Genomic DNA, 19,271 nt, shown 5'->3' with positions numbered 1-19,271 from the left:
TATTTGTAGAGCAGACAGGAGTTGATTATCCTTTTGATACCGATTGTATCCAAGCTAGCTAAGCTATGGCGACGCTATTTCGACTTATTTCGTAAAGACCCCAACGTGCAGGCAGTGGGCCTTAAGCTGTTTGTGTGGGCGGTAGGCGGCACGGTAATTCTGTTTGTCGGGTTCAGCTATTTCTCTTACTCGCATTCACAGCAGATCGTCATAGACAAGGTGACATCGGCTGCTAAGCAAACTGTCGTACAATCCAGAGACACGTTAAATATCATTTTTCGTAATTACGAAGATATCACCTTTAGTATTTTGACCGACGAAGAAATGTTGCATCAACTCCACGTGTACGGCAGCGCAACAACCAATCAGAACGAGAAATTCGTGGCTCGGAATAAAATCGTGGAGAGCTTAGCTATTCGCTTTTTTAGTAAAAGTGATATCACCAATATACATCTGATCCCGGTGGACCCGAAGCTCAAAGAGATTACAACGGATACCCTGCATACCGAAATCGTCGATTATAGCAAAGAGGAATGGTTTCAGAGAGCGGTTATTGCGAATGGGGAAATCGGCTGGCTGGCAACGAAAAGATATGGCTATTCCAACGTAGGACAACCTTCCTTTGCTATTAATCGACTCATTAAATTGAGTTCAGGTATGAAGTATGTACTTCTCATTGAGATTAGTTCCGAGGTTTTAAAACGTTCCTTTGGTGATATTCAAAATGGTGAAATGGTCATATTGAATCCTGCTAATCAATTGATGACGAGGACGTTTTCGGAACTAGAAGGAGACTTTTATCGCATCCCCAACGTATTCCATACGAATCCGATTCACGCAGGACACCCTTCCGACAGTATAACGATTAAGGTGGACGGGGACATGCAGTTGGTTGTAGCGGAGAAAATAGCGGCGAGTGATTGGATTGTACAGGCAGTAATCCCCACATCGGAATTGTTTAAGGATGCGAATACGATTGGCAAAAGTATGCTGATTAGTATGATTGGAATTGCTGTCATTACCTATTTGATTAATTACTATTTACAGAGACGGCGAAATGCGATCAAAATTCGATATATGGCTTACCATGATCACTTGACCGATTTAGCAAACCGTAAATTGTTTATGGAGGTTATCGAAAAGGAGATTCAGTTAGCCCGGCACAATAGGCAAGAGTTTACGGTGCTTTTTCTGGATTTGGATCGCTTTAAAATTATTAACGATACCTTCGGCCATGAGGCCGGCGATAGGATGCTCATCGAAACAGCGCGCAGACTTGAAGATGTTCTGGATCAAAGTTGTACGGTAGCTCGTTTTGGGGGGGATGAATTTCTAATCCTGCTGCCGAACAGAAGCGATCACGATGCGATATTGTCCATTATTCATCAGATCACGACACAGATTCAAAGACCGGTATACTACGAAGAGAAAGAACTTCATGTATCTGTTAGCATTGGTGTGAGTAGGTATCCGCAGGATGGCAACGATATCCAGTGTTTGACGAAGTACGCAGATACTGCGATGTACAGTGCGAAGGAAAGCGGTAGAAATAATTATAAGTTTTATAACACGAATATGGAAAAAAATACCTATGAAAAGCTGTCTCTAGAGAGAGACTTGCGTCATGCAATAGAGCGGGATGAGTTGCTTCTCTATTATCAGCCTCAAATCGAATTAAGTTCCGGCACCATTGTTGGGGTTGAAACGTTAACGAGATGGAACCATCCGAAGCTTGGTTTCATACCACCGTCTGAGTTCATTCCGATTGCTGAGTACTCTCGACTCATCGTTCCAATTGGCAAATGGATTCTATACACAGCCTGTAAGCAAAATAAAGCTTGGCAGGATGCGGGTCTCCCCAAGGTACACGTAGCTGTCAATCTATCGATTCATCAGTTCCAAAATTCGGAGATCATTCAAACCGTCGCTCACATTTTGCAGGAAACAGGGTTGGAACCGCAATATTTAGAATTGGAAATTACGGAATCCATCGCGATGCAAGATGTGGAGAAGGTGATTTTAACCTTACAAGGCTTGTATGCCTTAGGGGTGAAAATTTCAATTGATGACTTCGGCACAGGTTATTCTTCCTTAAATTATTTGAAAAATTTTCCGATACAACGATTAAAGATTGATAAATCATTTCTCGATGATATAGTGATTAATCCCAAAGAACGCGCCATTGTTGGAGCTATCATCATTATGGCACATAGCTTGAATTTGCGAGTGACTGCTGAAGGGGTAGAGACCATGGAGCAAGTGGCTTTATTACAAGCATGCAATTGCGATGAGATTCAGGGTTATATCTACAGTCGTCCCATTCCGACCCATGAATGCGCAGAGCTGCTAGCAGAGAGAAGGGTGTATGAAACAACAGAGAGACTTTTACAGAATGGCTAACCATTTGAGCGCAAGGGGGAAACCATGATGAGGATGAGGCAACGTAAGAGGAAGGTTATGTTCGTAGGCATGAGCTGGCTGCTACTTGTTACCTTTTTAATAGGCTGTTCTAGTCAGGAACATCAGACGCAAGCTTCAGCGCCATCAACCGAGAATAAAGTGACCCTGCGAATGATCGAAAGCTTAACGAATCCGAATCGGACCCGTATTCTGAAAGGTATGATTGCTCAATTCGAGAGCCATAACCCGAATATCCATGTGGAACTCATTTCACCTCCATTTGGGCAGGCGGATATTACGATCCGAACGATGCTGAGTGTCAAGCAGGAGCTCGACGTTCTTGAAGTCCGAGATATTAATGTCGCTGATCTGGCGAGTCAGGGCTATATTGACGCATTAAACACCTACATAGCTACGTGGGACGAACAAAATACGTTATCTAGAGCAGCCAAATCGATCTCTGTTGTCGGCCGTAAAAATTACTTTATTGCGAACGGCTTGTATCAGCGGCAGATGTTCTACAGGAAGGATTGGTTTGAAGCGGCAGGCCTTAAACCACCTTCTACTTGGGAAGAGTTGTATCAAATCAGCAAAAAATTAACAGACCCCGCCAAAAATCGGTATGGTTTCTCATTTCGTGGAGCCAAAGGCTCCGTTTCTACTTTGGATTCGATGATTCTGGCCTATAATGGGGATCGCGTTAATTTGGAAGACGGTCCCTTTCTGAACGATGGGTCTACCATATATGCTTCACCTGAAGCGGTGAAAGCGATGGACGTGTATGTGAAGCTGTATAAGGAAGCGTCACCGCCGGATTCCATATACTGGGGCTTCCAAGAGCAAGTAGACGCGTTCACCTCGGGCACGACGGGGATATTGCTGCAGGATCCGGATGTCATTCAAACCATACAGGACAGCCTGCAGCCAGACATGTGGTCAACAGCACCCATGCCAACAGGGCCAACGGGTAACGCACTTGTGAGCGTGGGCGGAGCGGGATGGGGGATGGCTTCTTATTCCAAGCATAAAGCAGAAGCATGGAAGCTGATTGCTTTTCTTTCAGGTGCGAAGCAAAACACCGAATTAGCTAAAAAATACGGCGTGATTCCGACTCACACTTCTGCGGCAGCGGATTCCTTTTTTCAAACAGGTCCTTATAAAACTTTACTCGACATGACGCTTAAACCAGACAAGTACCTGCTCTATAAACCGCCATTTCAATATCCAGGGAACAGCAACTGGGACAAGATAGCTATGGATAATAGCCAAGCGCTGTTGATGGGGAAGACGTCCATTCAAGAGACATTAGGCAAGTGGGATGCTTTTTGGAAGGAACAGAAGAGGAACATGGGGGAATTGAAATAGGTGAGGAATATCACCGATGTAACGTGATAGAATGGGTCGTAGAGGAGGATGACAGGATGAGCGTGAAGGTAGAAATGAGAAGCCTAACTGCTGTAACTCAAAAGCTGGATCAAGCTGGTATTCGTTACTCCTTAGGTGGAAGCGGGTTACTGCTTAGCTTGGGTCTAATCGATACGGTTGGCGATTGGGATGTCATGGTTGAAGCTCCGAAAGTTCAGGTGTTGCACGCTTTACAGCACAATCGTATCGAGGAAAAAATTAGCGGAGATTATCCATTTGCTACGCAGTACAAGTTAGTGGTTCTTAGCGATACGCCTGAGGTAGAGATCATTAGTGGTCTAGCCATCCATACAGATAAAGGCTTATGCAGACTGCCATCCACCCCTTGTGCTACATGGAACGGCATTCAAATTGGCAGTCCTGAAGTCTGGTATATCGCGTATGCTTTAATGAATAGGACGGTAAAGGCAGCCCTATTGCTTGCTTATTTGAAGGAAACGGGAGCCGATCAAGATATTCTAAACAACATGATGAATGAGCCGCTTCCTGATGAGATCATGGATGAACTCGGGTCTCTTATGGACATTGAGAAGCTATAGAAGGACGATACCATGGATAATCAAATCACGATTCAAGCTTTAAAATACGGTAATCTCCTGCACTACGAATGGCGCACCACCTTATTAGAAAAGACGGAGACACATATCGTTGTTTTAGGCGAGTACGGAAGGCAGCTTCATCACTATACGAAGCAAAAGGTGTTTACAATTGAGAATTGGACGATAGAATTTTTCTCTTTTGATTCTTGGTACACGGTTAGTGCGGATGTTGTTGATGGTGTGTTGAATGAATTTTATTGCAATATTAACCAGCCAGCCGTGATGAAGGGGACGACGGTTTCGTTTGTCGATTTGGATCTAGATTATGTGAAGAGAAAAGGTGTGTGGCAAGTCGTTGATGAAGATGAATTTGCTGCCCATACGATTAAATTTGGGTACCCAGTGGAGTTGGTTCATCAAGCTGAGCAAGCTTTGGCTGCTTTAAAAGAAAAAGTTGCCAACAAGGAGTTCCCGTTCGATGGTTATCTCGACAAGTTTATCACTTGTATTCCTAGTTAATGAGGGCAATGATTACGAAACTTAGGGGAGGTTTCATTTATCATGATTACTGTACAAATGGTGCTAGATTGCCTTATTGAGCCCGTCGGGCAGCTGAACAAGACGGTGGATACACTGAAGAGCGGGCGTGAAGATGCAGAAGTACGCAAGGTGGCTGTCGTATTTATGACAACCTATGGCGTCATTAAGCAAGCTGTCGAATCAGGCGTTGATCTCATCATTACCCACGAACCCACGTACTACAATCACATGGATGAAGTCGAATGGCTTAGCGGAAATCCTGTTTATGAAAAGAAGCGTGCACTCATCGAGGAATCGGGTATTGCGATTTTCCGTTTGCACGATTACGTACATAGCTATAAACCAGATGGTATTCTGGTAGGCATGTTGAAACAGCTTGAATGGGAAGCTTACGCAAATCCAGCGCAGATGAACCTACTGACACCGCCTTCTAGCGAACAACATACCGTGGGCACCATCGCCACGCATTTGAAAAATAAGCTAGGCATAGCAAGTATGCTTGTTGCCGGAGATCTGGATCTTCCTGTGAAACGCATGGGCTTGATGCCTGGCGCATCTGGCGGTCGTGCTCATATCAAGTTTCTCGGCACGAAAGAGATTGACCTCTTGATCGTTGGCGAGACGAATGAGTGGGAGACGAATGAGTATGTACGGGATGCTGCGGATATGGGATTTGCGAAGGCGCTGATCGTAACGGGGCATCAGAAGAGCGAAGAGGCAGGCATGCGGACTGTCGTGGAGAGGGTACGCAATGCGTTCCCAGAGCTGCAAGTGGCCTTCATAGAGAGCTCGCTCGCTGTCCAGCGGATTTGATGACAAAATAGGAGCAGTCTAGGCACATTGGTGTCGCGGCGGCTTCTTTTGGGTTAGGCGGGATGACAATCTCTCCAAGTTGGCCTGCCCCCAGTCCGCCCGGAGTAAACTTGATCATATAGATGGAAAATGTACAGTTAATTTTGCCGTAATTAACGATATCGGGGGAATAGATGGAAAATGTACAGTTAAAACAGTCGGAATTAGCGGAATATGTGCTTTTAGCGGAAATTAACTACAGGAAATCCATCTATTTCTTCTGATCGGAGAGAATCGGCAAAAATAGCTGCATAAAATCCATCTAATCTGATGAGGCAGGCCATTTCAGGCTTAAGATCGGATAGGAGGATCATATGAGCAATAGGTATCTAAAGTTTATTGAGAAGATTTCGTTTACAGGGGACTTGAGGAAGGATATTGAAAGTTTTTTCACCTATCATAATGAATCAAGCACGTATCAGCATACGATTTCAGTTGAAAATGAAGCTGTACGTATTGCAAATTTGTTTGGCGTAAATGGGGAGTTTGCCTCCCAAGCAGCTTATCTTCATGATATTAGCAACGTAATTCCTAAAAGCGAAATGATGGGTATAGCAGAGAGTTCTAGTATGGAGATATTAGAGGATGAGTATCGTTATCCTCGGATTATTCATCAGAAGCTCTCCAGGGATATGGCAGCCAACATATTTAATTGTACAAATGTTGCTGTATTGCGTGCAATTGAATGTCATACAACTTTGAAAGCGGGGGCTAGCCAATTAGATAAAGTTTTATTTGTTGCTGACAAAATTTCGTGGGATTTACCTGGTGAAAATGCCTATCAAGATGAGATGAGAAAACAAATCGCATTGTTAGACTTGAATGCAGCCGTGCTCATTTACTTGAATCATGTATGGGAACAGCGCGATAAATTGAAGCTTGTGCATCCATGGCTGATTGCTGCGAGGGAAGAGCTTCTCCTGTCACAAGTGTAACGATGCGCGCAAAATAGGATGACCATAAGCAGTAGAAAAGCCACCCTCTAAAGGAACTCTAAAGGATGGCTCTTTTTCTATGTCGCCTATAGGCTACTTCTTCGTCCTACGCCTACGCCTACGCTTGCTAGCCAATGTGTTAGAAGCCTTGCCACTCCCACCGACGGCATCCTGCTGCTTCGTTCCAGGGCTATCGATGGCGGAGTTAGTCCCGCTGGTGCTATATTTGCCAGCGCCGCTCGCCACTTGGGTAGCCGATGCATTCGCCGCATGTTTGGGGAGCTTCACAATTTGATCGTTAATCACAACGATGATTTCTTTGCCTTTACGACGGATATCGTAGAGGCTTTTGCTGCCCGATAACTTGCCTTTGGCACCTTTTCCTAATCGGTTCCTCGCTGTGCCACCTGCTCCAACACTCTGTTGTTGCTGACTATGCGGAGATTTAATAGCAGCGTTGCTGCCGGCTGCACTGCTGCGACCTGCACCACTAGCGAGCTGCGTCGTATTTGGGGCATTCGTAAATTGATGGTTGATGACGAATACCAGTCTATCTATGCCATGAATCGGCGATTGCGTAATGATGCGTTTCTTCCCTTTTTCAATGATAATGGTGACCCGGTCTGATTTCATTGCACACAGATCCTCCCTATTGGGTTCTCCCTAAAGTATATGTCCGTAGGACAAATTGGTAAGGGATAGTGGCTGAGAGGCTGTAAAATCGTCCATAAGCCTAGGTAACCTCCAAAGTACCGAGGTCCTTTCGTCGATACACACTAAGCATTAGGCCGATGGCAACAAACTGAAAAATGACGAGCGACCCGCTATAGCTTATAAAAGGAAGATGGAAGGAGGTAAACGGAGCAAGCCCCATCCACATGAGCATATTCCACACATATTGTATGACAAACAGGGTTAATAACCCGGATACTAAAGCTTTCCCGTAAGGATCTCTCGCCTTCCGAGAGACACCAATCATTTGCTGGACGAACAAAGTTACCATAATGACCATAGTGATACCAGCCCCCCAGCCAAAACAATAGATGAGAAAAGGGAACATCATTTCGGCTTGAAGATCTGGTAAAGCGTTAAGGGGAGCTCCAAATCCATTTCCCGACCAACCTCCGGATTGCATCGCTATTTTGGACTGAGTAAGCAGGAAATTCATTCCTCGCTGATCTTCAGTTGGACGTAGAAAAGCAAAAATGCGGTTTAATTTATAGGATTGACTCATTAAGAACCAACCAAAGGCGACTGCAAATAGACTACAATGAGCAACGAGTAGAGTTCGTTTCATTTTTAAAACAAGTAATAAAGTCAAACATCCTATGAAGAAAAGAACGAAGTTGTCTATAGAATGTATACTTAAAATGAGCAAACTTGCCAGCCAAACAGTTCCCACATGAGTCCAACTCTTGCGTATGAATGCGTTCATTGTGAATTCGTTGGCAACGTCTCGCTGTGGCGTACTCCAAATACCTGCTAAAGCGATGAGGAGCAAATAGGGGCTGAGCGCTGGAAGATTCATTTGGAAGGGAAACCAATTGACATACCCCCTAGATCCATTCGCCAAATTCCCGAATAAGAAGACATAGATAAGCAACACAATTGTACCCAGATAAAGTCCCCATGAGAACCTGGCTAACTTAAGATAATTACTAAAGCTGATGAGCAACATCAAGCACGAGCCAACACCAAGATAAACAATTTGTTTGAGCCCAATAGAAATGGAACCAAGACGACTGACTAGTGCAGCTTGAGCAGAAAATATGGCAACCAACCCCATAGTCATGAAAAGCACGACAATGGCAAGCAATCCCCAATTAAACCGAGGCCGATGGGCAAGATGAAACTGCTGCCCGATCACATCAGCCGCGCCCATTTGCGCAATGGATTCCTTAACAGCCCTATCTAAATGAACCCCGTTGCATAATTTCTCCTCAATTAACTCTTCCAAATGATTCAAAAGCTCCGCGCGTACTTCTTTGTGAACCTCTTTCGCTTTAATTTCGCGACAAACCTGTTTCAGGAACGCAGTAATCTCCTCATGATGACGAAAGTTATTCATACGCCGCCCTCCCCAAGTACACGATCGACCGTATTGCGAAAAAGCGACCATTCCTGTTTCTTTACGTCGAGCTCACCTTTACCTTGCTTCGTTAGACGATAGTACTTCCGTTTACGTCCGTCTTTTTCATCCCAGTAGGCTTCAACGAAGCTTTCCGACTCGAGCGTGTGGAGAAGGGGATAGAGCGTACCTTCCTTTAATGTGAATACGCCATCGGAGTGTTTTTCCATTTCTTTGGTCATTTCATAGCCATACATGTCCTTGCGATCCAAAAGGGTCAGGATCAGGATGACGGTGCTTCCTTTCATGAGCTCTTTACTAATTTTCATGGAGGACTCCTTTCATGACTATAGAATTACGATGCATCGAATATCTAGGTATAAGTATAAACAAGAATGTAACATTTGGCAAATATAACCAATGTGTAAGAAGGTATTGAATATCCAACCAAAGATAAATTCAGTCAATAAATCGGATAAAATCGGATATGTACATTGGAAAATATGCCCTTTATAATTGAGACTGATAATTATTATCAATTAAAAACAGGGAGTCAGCATCAGCATTCTAAATAGATGGCTTGTTCATCACCAGTGTTTGCTTTGCTGTACAAGGAGGAAGAAACGAATGAAAGCTTTAAAAATGATGATCGTGTTGTTGCTAGCACTCGCTGTGACGGCTTGTGGCTCTTCCACAACAACAGGTGGAACTACAAGTAGTGCAAGTGCGTCGCCAGAAGCCGCTAAAGCAACTGCTGCAGCTGCGGTAGAGAAAACAATTAAGCATGCAATGGGTACCGTTACTTTGAAGAAGAAACCAGAACGAGTAGTTGTTCTATTCAATGGTATGACGGATATAGTGACACACTTGGGCGTTAAGCCAGTCGGTTCGGTTGAATCATGGGAAGAGAAGCCTTGGTACAACTATTTGAGAGCTAATATGGAAGGCGTTAAGAACCTAGGTGAAGAAACGCAGCCGAACGTTGAGGCGATCGTAGCTTTGAAACCAGACTTGATCATCGGGACGAAAGCTCGCCACGAGAAAATTTATCCGCAACTCGAAAGCATTGCACCTACAATCATTACGGAAGAAATTTTCGATTGGAAAGCGAATTTGAAGTATGCATCGGATGCTCTTTATAAGGAGCAAGAAGGTGCGAAGATTATAGCGGATTGGGATAAAGGGGTAGCGGAGTTTAAACAAAAAGCTGGCAACAAATTAGCTAATGCGGAAGTTTCCATTATCCGTTTTGAGAGAGATGGCAGTGCACGGTTTTATGCAACAGGATTTGCTGGAACGATCTTCAAGGAACTTGGCTTGCCGCGTCCGAAAGCTCAAATTGTAGAAGGCAAAGCGGTCGTCAATATCACCACGAAAGAGCAAATGTCGCAGTTGGATGGCGAGTATATCTTTGATATTACGCGTCTAAGTTCGGAAGAACCTGCGGTAGAGAAATCGCAGAACGACTGGACGGCTCACCCGCTTTGGAAAAACCTCAAAGGCGTGAAGAATGGCAAATATTTTAAAGTAGACACGATTACTTGGAACTTAGCGGGCGGTTCGATGGCTGCCAAAGCCATGCTAGCGGATCTCTACAAATATTTTGACATTAAATAGTTGAAACACTTAGGGATGAACACTATGTTCATTCCTTTGTGAATTCCAAGGAGATCATCATGAACCTTATGAATACGAGCTTATGGAAAACCGCCGGGCTGCTAGCGCTGGTTCTTATCCTGCTTGGGAGCTTTGTTTCCAGCATTCTGTTCGGTGCGACGCAGTTTGACTGGCATACAGCATGGGCTTCCATCTTTCATTACGACGAGAATATCAATGATCAAATTATTCTTCGCACAACACGTGTGCCGAGGGCCTGTATTGCCGCAGCCATTGGCGCTAGTTTAGCGATCGCAGGAACGTTGATGCAGACACTCACGCGTAACCCGCTGGCTTCGCCGAGTGTACTTGGCGTGAATGCAGGTGCCACGTTATTCGTTGTCCTTGCGGCGGTAGCTTTATCGATTTCATCGATGCAAGCTTTGATGTGGATTTCTTTTATCGGAGCGGCAGTCGGTGCCTTATCCGTTTATATTTTGGGCTCTTTTGGCCGAGATGGCTTAACGCCACTCAAAATTGTACTCGCAGGTGCAGCCATGACCGCGCTTTTCTCTTCTTTCACACAAGGTATCTTGGTGCTGAACCAACAAGGACTAAACACGGTGTTATTCTGGCTAACGGGTACAATTGCCGGACGTTCTCCGGATATGTTAATCACAGTCATCCCTTTCATGGCCATCTCCTGGGTAGCGGCCTGGTTCATCGCGCGAGATATGAATTTACTTCTCATGGGTGAGGATACGGCGAAAGGCTTGGGTCAAAAGACGATCTGGGTCAAATCAGTCGCAGGCCTGCTCATTGTCGTGCTTGCGGGCTGCTCTGTGTCGGTCGCGGGTCCCATCGGATTCATTGGCATTGTTATTCCGCATATCTCTCGATTTTTCATCGGTGGTGATCATCGTTGGGTCATTCCTTATTGTGCTGTCTTAGGAGCAATTCTGCTGATACTAGCGGATCTGGCAGCAAGATTTATTATGATTCCTGAGGAAATGCCTGTTGGCGTGATGACCGCCATTATTGGAGCCCCATTCTTTATTTATATTGCGCGAAGGGGGCTTATCAAATCATGAAGGGTCATGTTCCGGTTCGATTACGGCAAGGTAGGATCTCTTTTTTAGTCGAAAAGAAAGCGTTGAAGGTATCCCTCTTGTTACTCGTGGTTTGCGTCGTGATTGCGATTGTCAGCACGGGGATGGGGGAAATGTACATATCGCCGATCGATGTAGTCAAAAGTGTTATAGGCATTGGCGCCGATGATTACGCGATGGTCGTTCAAAAGCTCCGCCTTCCGCGTATTGTCATTTCCATGTTAGTAGGCGCTGCGTTGGCAGCGGCAGGTGCGATCATGCAAGGGATTATTCGAAACCCATTGGCATCGCCAGATATGATGGGTGTTACGGGGGGAGCTTCAGTGGCTGCGGTCACCTTTCTCACGTATTTCAACGGCATGCTCAGCATTCGGTGGCTGCCGGTCTCGGCGATGCTGGGTGCTGCAGTGGTTTCCGTCATTTTGTATATGCTCGCTTGGAAAAAAGGAGTCACACCCATCCGCCTCATCCTCGTCGGCATTGGGATGTCATCGCTGATGTCAGCTGCGACGACGATGATGATTGTTTTTAGTCCGAAGAACGATCCTGGCACAGCTTACCTATGGCTGACAGGTTCGGTTTACGCGGCGAATTGGGAGAATGTGCTTACGGTTCTGCCATGGACGGTCGTCTTGATTCCACTTGCATTTCTATTAGCACGCCATGTCAATATTGGACAGCTCGGGGATGATGTGGCAGCAAGCGCGGGAAGCGCAGTAGAGATCAACCGCTTGTTATTGCTGCTCATCAGCGTGGCGTTAGCGGGTTCAGCTGTTTCCGTAGCTGGCGCGATCGGATTCATTGGCTTAATCGCTCCGCATATGGCACGCAAATGGGTGGGCTCAAGCTTTGATAGCCTGTTGCCCGTCTCGGCACTGCTCGGAGGGGCCGTCGTGATGTTAGCTGACCTGGCGGGAAGAACGTTCTTTCTACCGCTCGATGTGCCAGTCGGTGTATTCACGGCTGCGGTGGGGGCACCCTTTTTCATCTATTTGCTGTACACCAAGCGAAATTCAAGATAGGAGTGAAGAGCGTGCCAACCTTGGAGACCAGAAATTTAAATTTAACCTATGGCAAAGAAAATATTATCGAAGGTTTGAATCTTACCATTCCTAAAGGAAAAATTACCGTATTAATCGGTTCAAATGGCTGTGGAAAATCAACACTCCTTCGTTCGATGGCTCGCTTATTGAAGCCTGCTCAAGGCGAAATCATTTTGGATGGCAAGCATATCGCGGAAATTCCAACGAAAGAGATTGCGAAGCGCTTATCGATCTTGCCGCAAGGGCCAATTGCCCCCGAAGGGTTAACGGTGTTTCAATTGGTGAAACAAGGACGGTACCCTTACCAGAATTGGTTGAAATCATGGTCGGATGAAGATGAACGATTCGTGAAGGATGCCCTTGCCGTTACCAAAACAAGCGAATTGGCGGAAACCGCGGTGGATTCCTTATCCGGCGGACAACGCCAGCGGGCGTGGATTGCGATGACGCTTGCGCAAGGAACGCAAACCATCCTGTTGGATGAACCTACAACGTATTTGGATATGGCTCACCAAGTTGATATTTTGGATCTGTTGTTTGAACTGAATGAACGTGAGCAACGCACGATTGTCATGGTTCTCCATGATCTCAATCTCGCTTGCCGCTATGCGCATCATCTCGTGGCGATCAAAGATAAATCTGTTTTTGCCCAAGGGAAACCGGAGGATGTCATTCATTCAGAACTTGTCAGACATGTATTCGGTATGGAATGTGACATTATGGAGGATCCATTCTTTGGTACACCGATGTGTGTCCCGAAAGGTAAAGGCCGCAAATCGGAGAAGTTCGAACTTAAGCAAATAGAGGAGGAAGCCCAACATGAGCTTATCCGAAACTAAACAAGTGGGAACGATTGCTGCATTAATCAAAGAAAGAAGAACAATTCGTGATTTCAAACAGGATCCTGTTTCAGACGAATTGCTGCTGGAGTTACTGAATGTAGCCGTTTGGGCACCAAATCATGGGAATAGACAGCCTTGGCGTTTCATTTTGTATAAAGGAGATGGACGCAAGGCATTAGCAGATGCGATGCTCCAGACCTATGATGATGAAGAGATGAGGGAAAAACACGGGATACCCAAGTGGAACGATTTCATGAAGATTCCCGCGCATCTCGTTGTAATTCTGAAAGAAGATACACGCCAGAAGCAATGGGATGAAGACTACGGTGCCGTCTGCGCCCTCATTCAAAATTTCCAATTGGCCGCTTGGGAGCAAGGGCTCGGCGTCGTGTGGAAAACGAACAATTATAACTATGAATTGGAGTTCCAACAATCCGTCGGCTTGCAGGCAGATGAGAAGATCGTCGGCCTTCTAAATGTCGGATATCCCGCATCTGTTCCAAAGGTGCAGCCGCGGAAGTCTGTGGAGGAAATGCTGACGATTATTGATTCGCAATAGGATAGGCAAATAGTAAAAGTGATTCCAGAAAACCTTCGAAACGCTTAACGCGATTCGGGGGTTTTTCGATAATTGCAGATCGGCCTGCAGCCTTTTATAATAAAGGGACTTTAACCAGACACCAAGGGGATACAGATGAAAAGAATTCTTGTGATTAGCGATATTCATGGCGAACTTGCCAAATTTGAAGCTTTACTAGCAGCCGCGAGGTACAACTCCGAACAAGATCAACTGATTTTGCTGGGCGATTATGTGGATCGAGGGCCAGACGCCAAGGGTGTCATTGAACGAGTTATGGCTTTAAAAGAGGCCGGAGCGCGAGTTTTAAAAGGGAATCATGAGGATTTAATGATCAAAGCATTGACGACGCAGGATGAAAGAGCATGGAAACGCTGGGCACAAATCAATGGCGGCGATATGACGCTACAAAGCTATGGGTTTACGGAGGCTGATTATGCCCTCGATGAGAACGCGGAGTCGTTCACTAAACCAGAACTCCAGTCCGATTTATTATCGGAGCACTTGGCATTCATAACGCAACTGGAGCACTATATCGAAACGGATGACTATATATTTGTCCATGCCGGTGTGCAGCCAGGAGTGCCTGTTTCGGAAACGGATCCATTTACGCTGATGTGGATTCGTGGCGAATTTCATACAGGGTATAGTGGTGAAAAAATTGTGGTTTTCGGTCATTCATCCACCGATACCCTGCACGGCGATTCGGATAATTATCATGTTTATTTTGGTGTAAATCGTATTATTGGCATCGATGGTGGCGCCGTTTATGGTGGGCAATTAAATTGTCTAGAACTGCCAAGTCAAGTAGTGTACAACGTAAAGTGAGGGATAACCGTTATGTCTTTAATCGAATTTGGAATTGTAGGGCGAGGGTGGAGAGCTGAATTTTATTTGCGCATTGCGCAAATGCAGCCTCACCGGTTCGCCGTCCGTGCGATGCTCGTCCGTGATGAGGAACGAGGCAGGGAAATCGAGGAGAAATGGGGCGTGAAAACCTACCGAGACATGGCATCTTTCGTTTCAAGCGGGCAGCTCCTATTCGTGGTTGTTTGCGTTTCGAGGGATGCCATGCCTGGCTGCACACTAGAGCTGGTAGAAAGGAACATACCCGTATTGACAGAGACGCCTCCGGCCAATGACATCTCGGGTATGACTGACTTGTACCGGTCGGTGTCCAAGCTAAAGGGGCGCGTACAGGTGGCCGAACAATATTTGTATCAGCCGATGCATGCTGCACGTATAGCTTTTGTGAGATCAGGTAAACTAGGTGACGTTTCTCAGGTGCAAGTATCGGCCGCTCACGGTTATCATGGCATCAGTCTAATCCGAAAGTTGCTTGGCATTCAATTCCAGAATGCCATTATTCGTGGACAGAGATTTACCTCTGAAATCGTGAAAGGTCCGGGGCGTAATGGGCCTCCGGAAAGTGAAGTGATTGGCAACTCGGTGCAGGATATCGCTACGCTTCGTTTTGGAAACCAGCTGGCGCTGTTTGATTTTACAGGTGACCAGTATTTCTCTTGGATTCGCCAAAATCGTGTCCTTGTTCGCGGAAACCGTGGCGAATTATCGGATGAAACGTTCCGGTATTTGAAGGATTTTACAACACCTATCACTGGCAATTTCCGTAGAGTCGATACCGGTCATAACGGTAACTTGGAAGGATATTATCACCAAGGGATTATCGCGGGCGAAGATTGGGTGTACGAAAACCCAGTCGTTCCCGGGCGTTTATCCGATGATGAGATTGCGATTGCTACTAGTTTGACTCGAATGGCGGACTATGTAAAGGGTGGGCCATCTTGTTATGACTTGGCTGAGGCGATGCAGGACCATTATGTATCGATCATCATGCAATCCGCGATTGAGTCGGGCGAGGAACTGACAACGACGACGCAACCCTGGGCGGAGTAAATGCTGACATTAATGTTTTAAACGTGATTATTTTCAAATAAATTCCTTACCTGATCAGCCATAAATTGTGTGGAATGCGGCATGTTATGAAGGATCCACCACTCTACAATGCCAATGAAAGCAGAGGCCATGAATTGGGCCTTGATTTCAATGTCGATATCGGGAGGAGTTCCCGGCTTTTCCATTTTAACCATCAGATTAGTGGAGATAAATTTCAGCAGGCGATCTCGGAATAGGAAGACTCTCTGATTGGAAAACATAGCTGAGAAGAATGGGGAATGGCTATGAAAGTAATCAAAAATCGGCTTGGGGTCTTGTACTATCCCCTCGCTTACTTGATTGGCCTCCCGGTTCGTGCATAACGTAATCAATGCATTGATATGCTCCTCGATGCATTTGTCCAGAAGATCGTATTTGTCGTGGTAATGCAGATAAACGGTGCCGCGGTTCACATTCGCACGCTCCGCGATCTCGTTAATGGTGATGTGTTCAAAATCTTTTTCCGAAAATAGCTCCAGAAACGACTTCTTTATGGATTGCTTGCTTCGGAGAATACGGCGGTCGGTTTTAACAACGGACTCCATGTGTGGCATTCCTCCTCAGATAATCAACAATTTCACGGGTGTTGTTGGATATGAAACAATTACGTCGATATCAACCATTGAGTAATCACTGCTTCTGTCTATAATATTAATCAACGGCCGTTAAATATTCAACATGTGTTTAATATCATAGCGACGAAGGAGCGAATAGTCATGGAAAACATTCAACATAAAGTGGTTATCATAACAGGAGCATCAAGCGGAATCGGAGAAGCTACAGCGAAATTGTTAGCCGAAAAAGGTGCGAAGGTCGTATTAGCTGCGAGAAGAGAAGAACGTCTGCATGCGATCGTTAATGAGATTAAAGCGAGTGGTGGCGAGGCCTTTGCTGTAAAAGCTGACGTCGTGTCTGCTGAAGATATGCAGAACGTGGTCAAGTTGGCCCTAGGTGAGTATGGCCGTATTGATGTGTGGGTGAACAATGCGGGGATCATGCCATCTTCCAGGATGAATGAATTACGCGTGGAAGAGTGGGATCAGATGATCGATGTGAACATCAAAGGCGTTTTGTACAGTATAGCCGCGGTACTACCTGTCATGCGGGAGCAGGAGTCCGGCCATATCATCAACCTATCCTCGACTTCAGGGTATCAAGTGTCTCCAACATCAGCCGTATACGCGGCCACCAAGTTCGCTGTTAGAGCCATTTCGGAAGGACTTCGCCTAGAGGAGTCCGCTACTTCGGGAATTAGATCGACCTTGATTGCGCCAGGTCTGACGAAGACAGAGCTCTTTGACAGCATTACCAGCCCGGAAGTGCAAGCGATGGCCAATCAAATAAGCGGCATGGGCATTTCTCCCAACGGTATTGCTAGAGCCATTGCATTCGCCATTAATGAACCAGATGACACGCTAATCAGCGAAATTATGGTAAGACCGACAGCTTTGTAATGAATGTAAAGATTTGTAATATAATTGAAATATGATATTCATCTGGCATTCATGTATAAAGCTTATAATAAAACCCGACCCCCTTTTTAAATATATATACTTAGACCCTCAGCCCGTTGCTGTGGGTCACTTTTTTGTTTGTCAGTCGTGGGTGTTTTTACAGCTCATCCCCCTATCAGCCTCCAAAAAAACCTTTCCAAGTAAATGTAAACCATTTATACTGAGTCTATTGAAAATCATTCTCACTCACAACCGACTCTGACCATGGAAGGGGTTATTACTCCAAATGCTGCCGGTTCAAGATCAGGATTACTCGCTTCTCATACTTTCTTCCATAAGCAAACGTCGTTTCTACAAACGGAACACGCTGCATTCAAAGAATATCCCAGGAGATATGCTCTTTGTTGTGACACAAGGCAAAGGCATTCTTTGCATCGATAATCAAGCTGTGCCGATCAAGCCGAATCAGACATTATATATAGCTCGAAATAAGCCGATCGAAGTGATGTTGGAGTCAGAGTTTATCGAGTACTATATCTTAATCATTAGACGTATATCGTTGTTCAAAAAGAGGGACGGCTGGCACTGTGCCAGATCGACCTCGGATCCTTCGCTTTTTCAGACGGGCAAGATTCAAATCAAGCAGGCCAAGCAGCATCACGAAAGTGTGGAGCACCTCTATCAAGAATCCCGAACGAAGTCGACGAAGGATCCCCTGCTTCAACTCAAGTTTCAAAGTCTGATTCAATCGATGCCCGAGGAAGTACCAGAAACGATTGAATTCGAGGATGCGTCCAAAGGAATTGATCAAAGCATTTCTTACATGTACAAGCATTTTAGCCACAAAATCAAGCTGGAGACGTTGTCCGACATCGCAGGACTGACGCCAACTTCCTATTCAAGAAGCTTCAAAAAAGCGAAGACGATGTCCCCTGTTGAGTATTTGAATCAGATTCGGATCGATTATTCCAAGGAACTTTTGCAACAGTCAGAGTCTTCCATCAAGGATATTTCAGCAGCTGTTGGTTTCGGGAATGAGTTTTATTTTAGCCGCATGTTTAAGAATAGCTTGGGGATTTCACCTACGTTGTATATCAAAAGGAAACAATTGAAAGTCGCTGTAGCATCGTGTTTTCGTTATCGCGATTGTTTGCATGACCTAGGCGTGGAGGATGCCTTTGAATTGAATGGTTATCGACATTTAGAGTTAGGCATCGAAGAGAATCAACGGCAAATAGAAATTCAATTAGCGGAGCTGCGTAACTATGGACCAGAGTTAATTATTGCAGATTACCGGCATCTCCCCCTTTATAACCAGTTAAAGCAGATAGCTCCGACAGTCATGGTAGATTTTTCAATGGATTGGCGCACGTATTTTAGAAGGATTGCTGAGTTAGTCGGACGGGAAAAAGAAGCGCAACAAACGTTCAGTCAATTGGATCTGCGAGTGAAGTTTACGAGGGATGCGTTAACGGACATAATCGGTCTCCAAAGTGTGTCCGTCATTCGATTGTATAGTGAAAAAATTCGCGTACACGGCATGATAGATCACCCATTAAGCCATTTATTATATACAGAGCTTGGGCTTAAGCCTGGAAGTTGTGTGCCATTGAACGAGAGAACCAAGGAGTATCCTGTAGAAGTCATACCCATTTTTGATACGGATTTTCTCCTGATTGATAAACGACTTTCCGCACAAGAGGAGGCTAATCTGTACAATAGCATGTTGAAAGGGACTTCTTGGGATGCGATGAAGGCTGTCCAGAACAACCAGATCCGCGTGATTCCGAATTGGATTAGCATGAGCTGGGCTCCTAGCGGACAGAACCAGATTCTTGACGATTTGCTGCAGTGGCACGCCTGAACTGAAAGAGGCGTATCCCTACACAACAAAAAGCCTACAACCAGTTCATACTGGAGGTAGGCTTATCTGTT

General features: G+C 45.4%; 19 protein-coding genes. 15 read left to right on the top strand and 4 right to left on the bottom strand.

Features of this window, described 5'->3' with window-relative positions; genetic code table 11:
- The first annotated feature begins 33 nt into the window (after window positions 1–33).
- The 6 genes from J2736_RS13765 to yqeK all read left to right on the top strand — a co-directional run bounded on the left by J2736_RS13765 (window position 34) and on the right by yqeK (window position 6,691).
- Window positions 34–2,400: a bifunctional diguanylate cyclase/phosphodiesterase gene (locus J2736_RS13765; protein WP_310499175.1), complete on the top strand. Its 2,367-nt coding sequence runs from the start codon at window positions 34–36 to the stop codon at window positions 2,398–2,400.
- Window positions 2,401–2,457: 57 nt separating this feature from the next.
- The gene (locus J2736_RS13760) at window positions 2,458–3,765 is read left to right on the top strand and encodes an ABC transporter substrate-binding protein (protein ID WP_310499174.1); all 1,308 of its coding nucleotides are present in this window, start codon (window positions 2,458–2,460) and stop codon (window positions 3,763–3,765) included.
- 56 nt (window positions 3,766–3,821) lie between these two features.
- Window positions 3,822–4,364, top strand: a complete 543-nt coding sequence (locus J2736_RS13755) for a hypothetical protein (RefSeq protein ID WP_310499173.1) — start codon at window positions 3,822–3,824, stop codon at window positions 4,362–4,364.
- A gap of 12 nt (window positions 4,365–4,376) precedes the next feature.
- Entirely contained in the window at window positions 4,377–4,883 is a 507-nt protein-coding gene (locus J2736_RS13750; RefSeq protein WP_310499172.1) for a DUF402 domain-containing protein, read from the top strand.
- A 42-nt stretch (window positions 4,884–4,925) separates the two neighbouring features.
- Window positions 4,926–5,717: a Nif3-like dinuclear metal center hexameric protein gene (locus tag J2736_RS13745; protein ID WP_310499171.1), complete on the top strand. Its 792-nt coding sequence runs from the start codon at window positions 4,926–4,928 to the stop codon at window positions 5,715–5,717.
- A gap of 353 nt (window positions 5,718–6,070) precedes the next feature.
- Window positions 6,071–6,691 (top strand): bis(5'-nucleosyl)-tetraphosphatase (symmetrical) YqeK, encoded by a 621-nt coding sequence (yqeK, locus tag J2736_RS13740; protein WP_310499170.1) that lies wholly within the window; start codon window positions 6,071–6,073, stop codon window positions 6,689–6,691.
- 93 nt (window positions 6,692–6,784) lie between these two features.
- Here yqeK and J2736_RS13735 read toward each other — a convergent pair whose 3' ends face one another.
- The 3 genes from J2736_RS13735 to J2736_RS13725 form a co-directional block, all read right to left on the bottom strand.
- On the bottom strand, window positions 6,785–7,324 hold the full coding sequence (locus J2736_RS13735) for a hypothetical protein (protein ID WP_310499169.1): 540 nt from the start codon (window positions 7,322–7,324) through the stop codon (window positions 6,785–6,787).
- A 100-nt stretch (window positions 7,325–7,424) separates the two neighbouring features.
- Window positions 7,425–8,759, bottom strand: coding sequence for an FtsW/RodA/SpoVE family cell cycle protein (locus J2736_RS13730; RefSeq protein ID WP_310499168.1), 1,335 nt, complete (start codon window positions 8,757–8,759; stop codon window positions 7,425–7,427).
- Entirely contained in the window at window positions 8,756–9,088 is a 333-nt protein-coding gene (locus J2736_RS13725; protein WP_310499167.1) for a PadR family transcriptional regulator, read from the bottom strand. Before J2736_RS13725 ends, J2736_RS13730 begins: the two co-directional genes overlap by 4 nt.
- Window positions 9,089–9,386: 298 nt before the next feature.
- Between J2736_RS13725 and J2736_RS13720 the strand changes: the two genes are divergently transcribed.
- The 7 genes from J2736_RS13720 (at window position 9,387) to J2736_RS13690 (ending at window position 15,843) form a co-directional block, all read left to right on the top strand.
- Entirely contained in the window at window positions 9,387–10,376 is a 990-nt protein-coding gene (locus J2736_RS13720; protein ID WP_310499166.1) for an ABC transporter substrate-binding protein, read from the top strand.
- Between the two features lie 59 nt (window positions 10,377–10,435).
- A complete protein-coding gene (locus tag J2736_RS13715; protein WP_310499165.1) occupies window positions 10,436–11,446 on the top strand; it encodes a FecCD family ABC transporter permease in 1,011 nt (336 codons plus the stop codon).
- Window positions 11,443–12,486 (top strand): FecCD family ABC transporter permease, encoded by a 1,044-nt coding sequence (locus tag J2736_RS13710; protein WP_310499164.1) that lies wholly within the window; start codon window positions 11,443–11,445, stop codon window positions 12,484–12,486. The genes J2736_RS13715 and J2736_RS13710 overlap by 4 nt, the downstream gene beginning before the upstream one ends.
- An 11-nt stretch (window positions 12,487–12,497) precedes the next feature.
- A complete protein-coding gene (locus tag J2736_RS13705; RefSeq protein ID WP_310499163.1) occupies window positions 12,498–13,346 on the top strand; it encodes an ABC transporter ATP-binding protein in 849 nt (282 codons plus the stop codon).
- On the top strand, window positions 13,327–13,908 hold the full coding sequence (locus tag J2736_RS13700) for a nitroreductase family protein (protein ID WP_310499162.1): 582 nt from the start codon (window positions 13,327–13,329) through the stop codon (window positions 13,906–13,908). The genes J2736_RS13705 and J2736_RS13700 overlap by 20 nt, the downstream gene beginning before the upstream one ends.
- A gap of 135 nt (window positions 13,909–14,043) precedes the next feature.
- Complete coding sequence (locus tag J2736_RS13695) at window positions 14,044–14,754, top strand: metallophosphoesterase family protein (RefSeq protein WP_310499161.1); 711 nt, start codon at window positions 14,044–14,046, stop codon at window positions 14,752–14,754.
- A 12-nt stretch (window positions 14,755–14,766) separates the two neighbouring features.
- Window positions 14,767–15,843: a Gfo/Idh/MocA family protein gene (locus J2736_RS13690; protein ID WP_310499160.1), complete on the top strand. Its 1,077-nt coding sequence runs from the start codon at window positions 14,767–14,769 to the stop codon at window positions 15,841–15,843.
- A gap of 17 nt (window positions 15,844–15,860) precedes the next feature.
- Here J2736_RS13690 and J2736_RS13685 read toward each other — a convergent pair whose 3' ends face one another.
- A complete protein-coding gene (locus J2736_RS13685; protein WP_310499159.1) occupies window positions 15,861–16,427 on the bottom strand; it encodes a TetR/AcrR family transcriptional regulator in 567 nt (188 codons plus the stop codon).
- Window positions 16,428–16,598: 171 nt separating this feature from the next.
- Between J2736_RS13685 and J2736_RS13680 the strand changes: the two genes are divergently transcribed.
- Both J2736_RS13680 and J2736_RS13675 read left to right on the top strand, forming a co-directional pair.
- Window positions 16,599–17,336 carry an SDR family oxidoreductase gene (locus J2736_RS13680; RefSeq protein ID WP_310499158.1) on the top strand — a complete coding sequence of 246 codons (738 nt, stop codon included), beginning with the start codon at window positions 16,599–16,601 and terminating at the stop codon, window positions 17,334–17,336.
- A gap of 286 nt (window positions 17,337–17,622) precedes the next feature.
- Window positions 17,623–19,200, top strand: a complete 1,578-nt coding sequence (locus J2736_RS13675; RefSeq protein WP_310499157.1) for a helix-turn-helix domain-containing protein — start codon at window positions 17,623–17,625, stop codon at window positions 19,198–19,200.
- Window positions 19,201–19,271: the final 71 nt, after the last annotated feature.

It is taken from the genome of Paenibacillus qinlingensis (genome assembly GCF_031455095.1).
GTDB lineage: Bacteria > Bacillota > Bacilli > Paenibacillales > NBRC-103111 > Paenibacillus_E > Paenibacillus_E qinlingensis_A.
This window is presented reverse-complemented; position numbering and strand designations above follow the sequence as displayed.

What these genes read in the sequence shown, in the direction of transcription:
- J2736_RS13760 (WP_310499174.1), top strand. Translation starts at nt 2,458, where the DNA reads ATGTTCGTAGGCATGAGCTGGCTGCTACTTGTTACCTTTTTAATAGGC.
- J2736_RS13755 (WP_310499173.1), top strand. Translation starts at nt 3,822, where the DNA reads ATGAGCGTGAAGGTAGAAATGAGAAGCCTAACTGCTGTAACTCAAAAG.
- J2736_RS13750 (WP_310499172.1), top strand. Translation starts at nt 4,377, where the DNA reads ATGGATAATCAAATCACGATTCAAGCTTTAAAATACGGTAATCTCCTG.
- J2736_RS13745 (WP_310499171.1), top strand. Translation starts at nt 4,926, where the DNA reads ATGATTACTGTACAAATGGTGCTAGATTGCCTTATTGAGCCCGTCGGG.
- yqeK (WP_310499170.1), top strand. Translation starts at nt 6,071, where the DNA reads ATGAGCAATAGGTATCTAAAGTTTATTGAGAAGATTTCGTTTACAGGG.
- J2736_RS13735 (WP_310499169.1), bottom strand. Translation starts at nt 7,324, where the DNA reads ATGAAATCAGACCGGGTCACCATTATCATTGAAAAAGGGAAGAAACGC.
- J2736_RS13730 (WP_310499168.1), bottom strand. Translation starts at nt 8,759, where the DNA reads ATGAATAACTTTCGTCATCATGAGGAGATTACTGCGTTCCTGAAACAG.
- J2736_RS13725 (WP_310499167.1), bottom strand. Translation starts at nt 9,088, where the DNA reads ATGAAAATTAGTAAAGAGCTCATGAAAGGAAGCACCGTCATCCTGATC.
- J2736_RS13720 (WP_310499166.1), top strand. Translation starts at nt 9,387, where the DNA reads ATGAAAGCTTTAAAAATGATGATCGTGTTGTTGCTAGCACTCGCTGTG.
- J2736_RS13715 (WP_310499165.1), top strand. Translation starts at nt 10,436, where the DNA reads ATGAACCTTATGAATACGAGCTTATGGAAAACCGCCGGGCTGCTAGCG.
- J2736_RS13710 (WP_310499164.1), top strand. Translation starts at nt 11,443, where the DNA reads ATGAAGGGTCATGTTCCGGTTCGATTACGGCAAGGTAGGATCTCTTTT.
- J2736_RS13700 (WP_310499162.1), top strand. Translation starts at nt 13,327, where the DNA reads ATGAGCTTATCCGAAACTAAACAAGTGGGAACGATTGCTGCATTAATC.
- J2736_RS13695 (WP_310499161.1), top strand. Translation starts at nt 14,044, where the DNA reads ATGAAAAGAATTCTTGTGATTAGCGATATTCATGGCGAACTTGCCAAA.
- J2736_RS13690 (WP_310499160.1), top strand. Translation starts at nt 14,767, where the DNA reads ATGTCTTTAATCGAATTTGGAATTGTAGGGCGAGGGTGGAGAGCTGAA.
- J2736_RS13685 (WP_310499159.1), bottom strand. Translation starts at nt 16,427, where the DNA reads ATGGAGTCCGTTGTTAAAACCGACCGCCGTATTCTCCGAAGCAAGCAA.
- J2736_RS13680 (WP_310499158.1), top strand. Translation starts at nt 16,599, where the DNA reads ATGGAAAACATTCAACATAAAGTGGTTATCATAACAGGAGCATCAAGC.
- J2736_RS13675 (WP_310499157.1), top strand. Translation starts at nt 17,623, where the DNA reads ATGCTGCCGGTTCAAGATCAGGATTACTCGCTTCTCATACTTTCTTCC.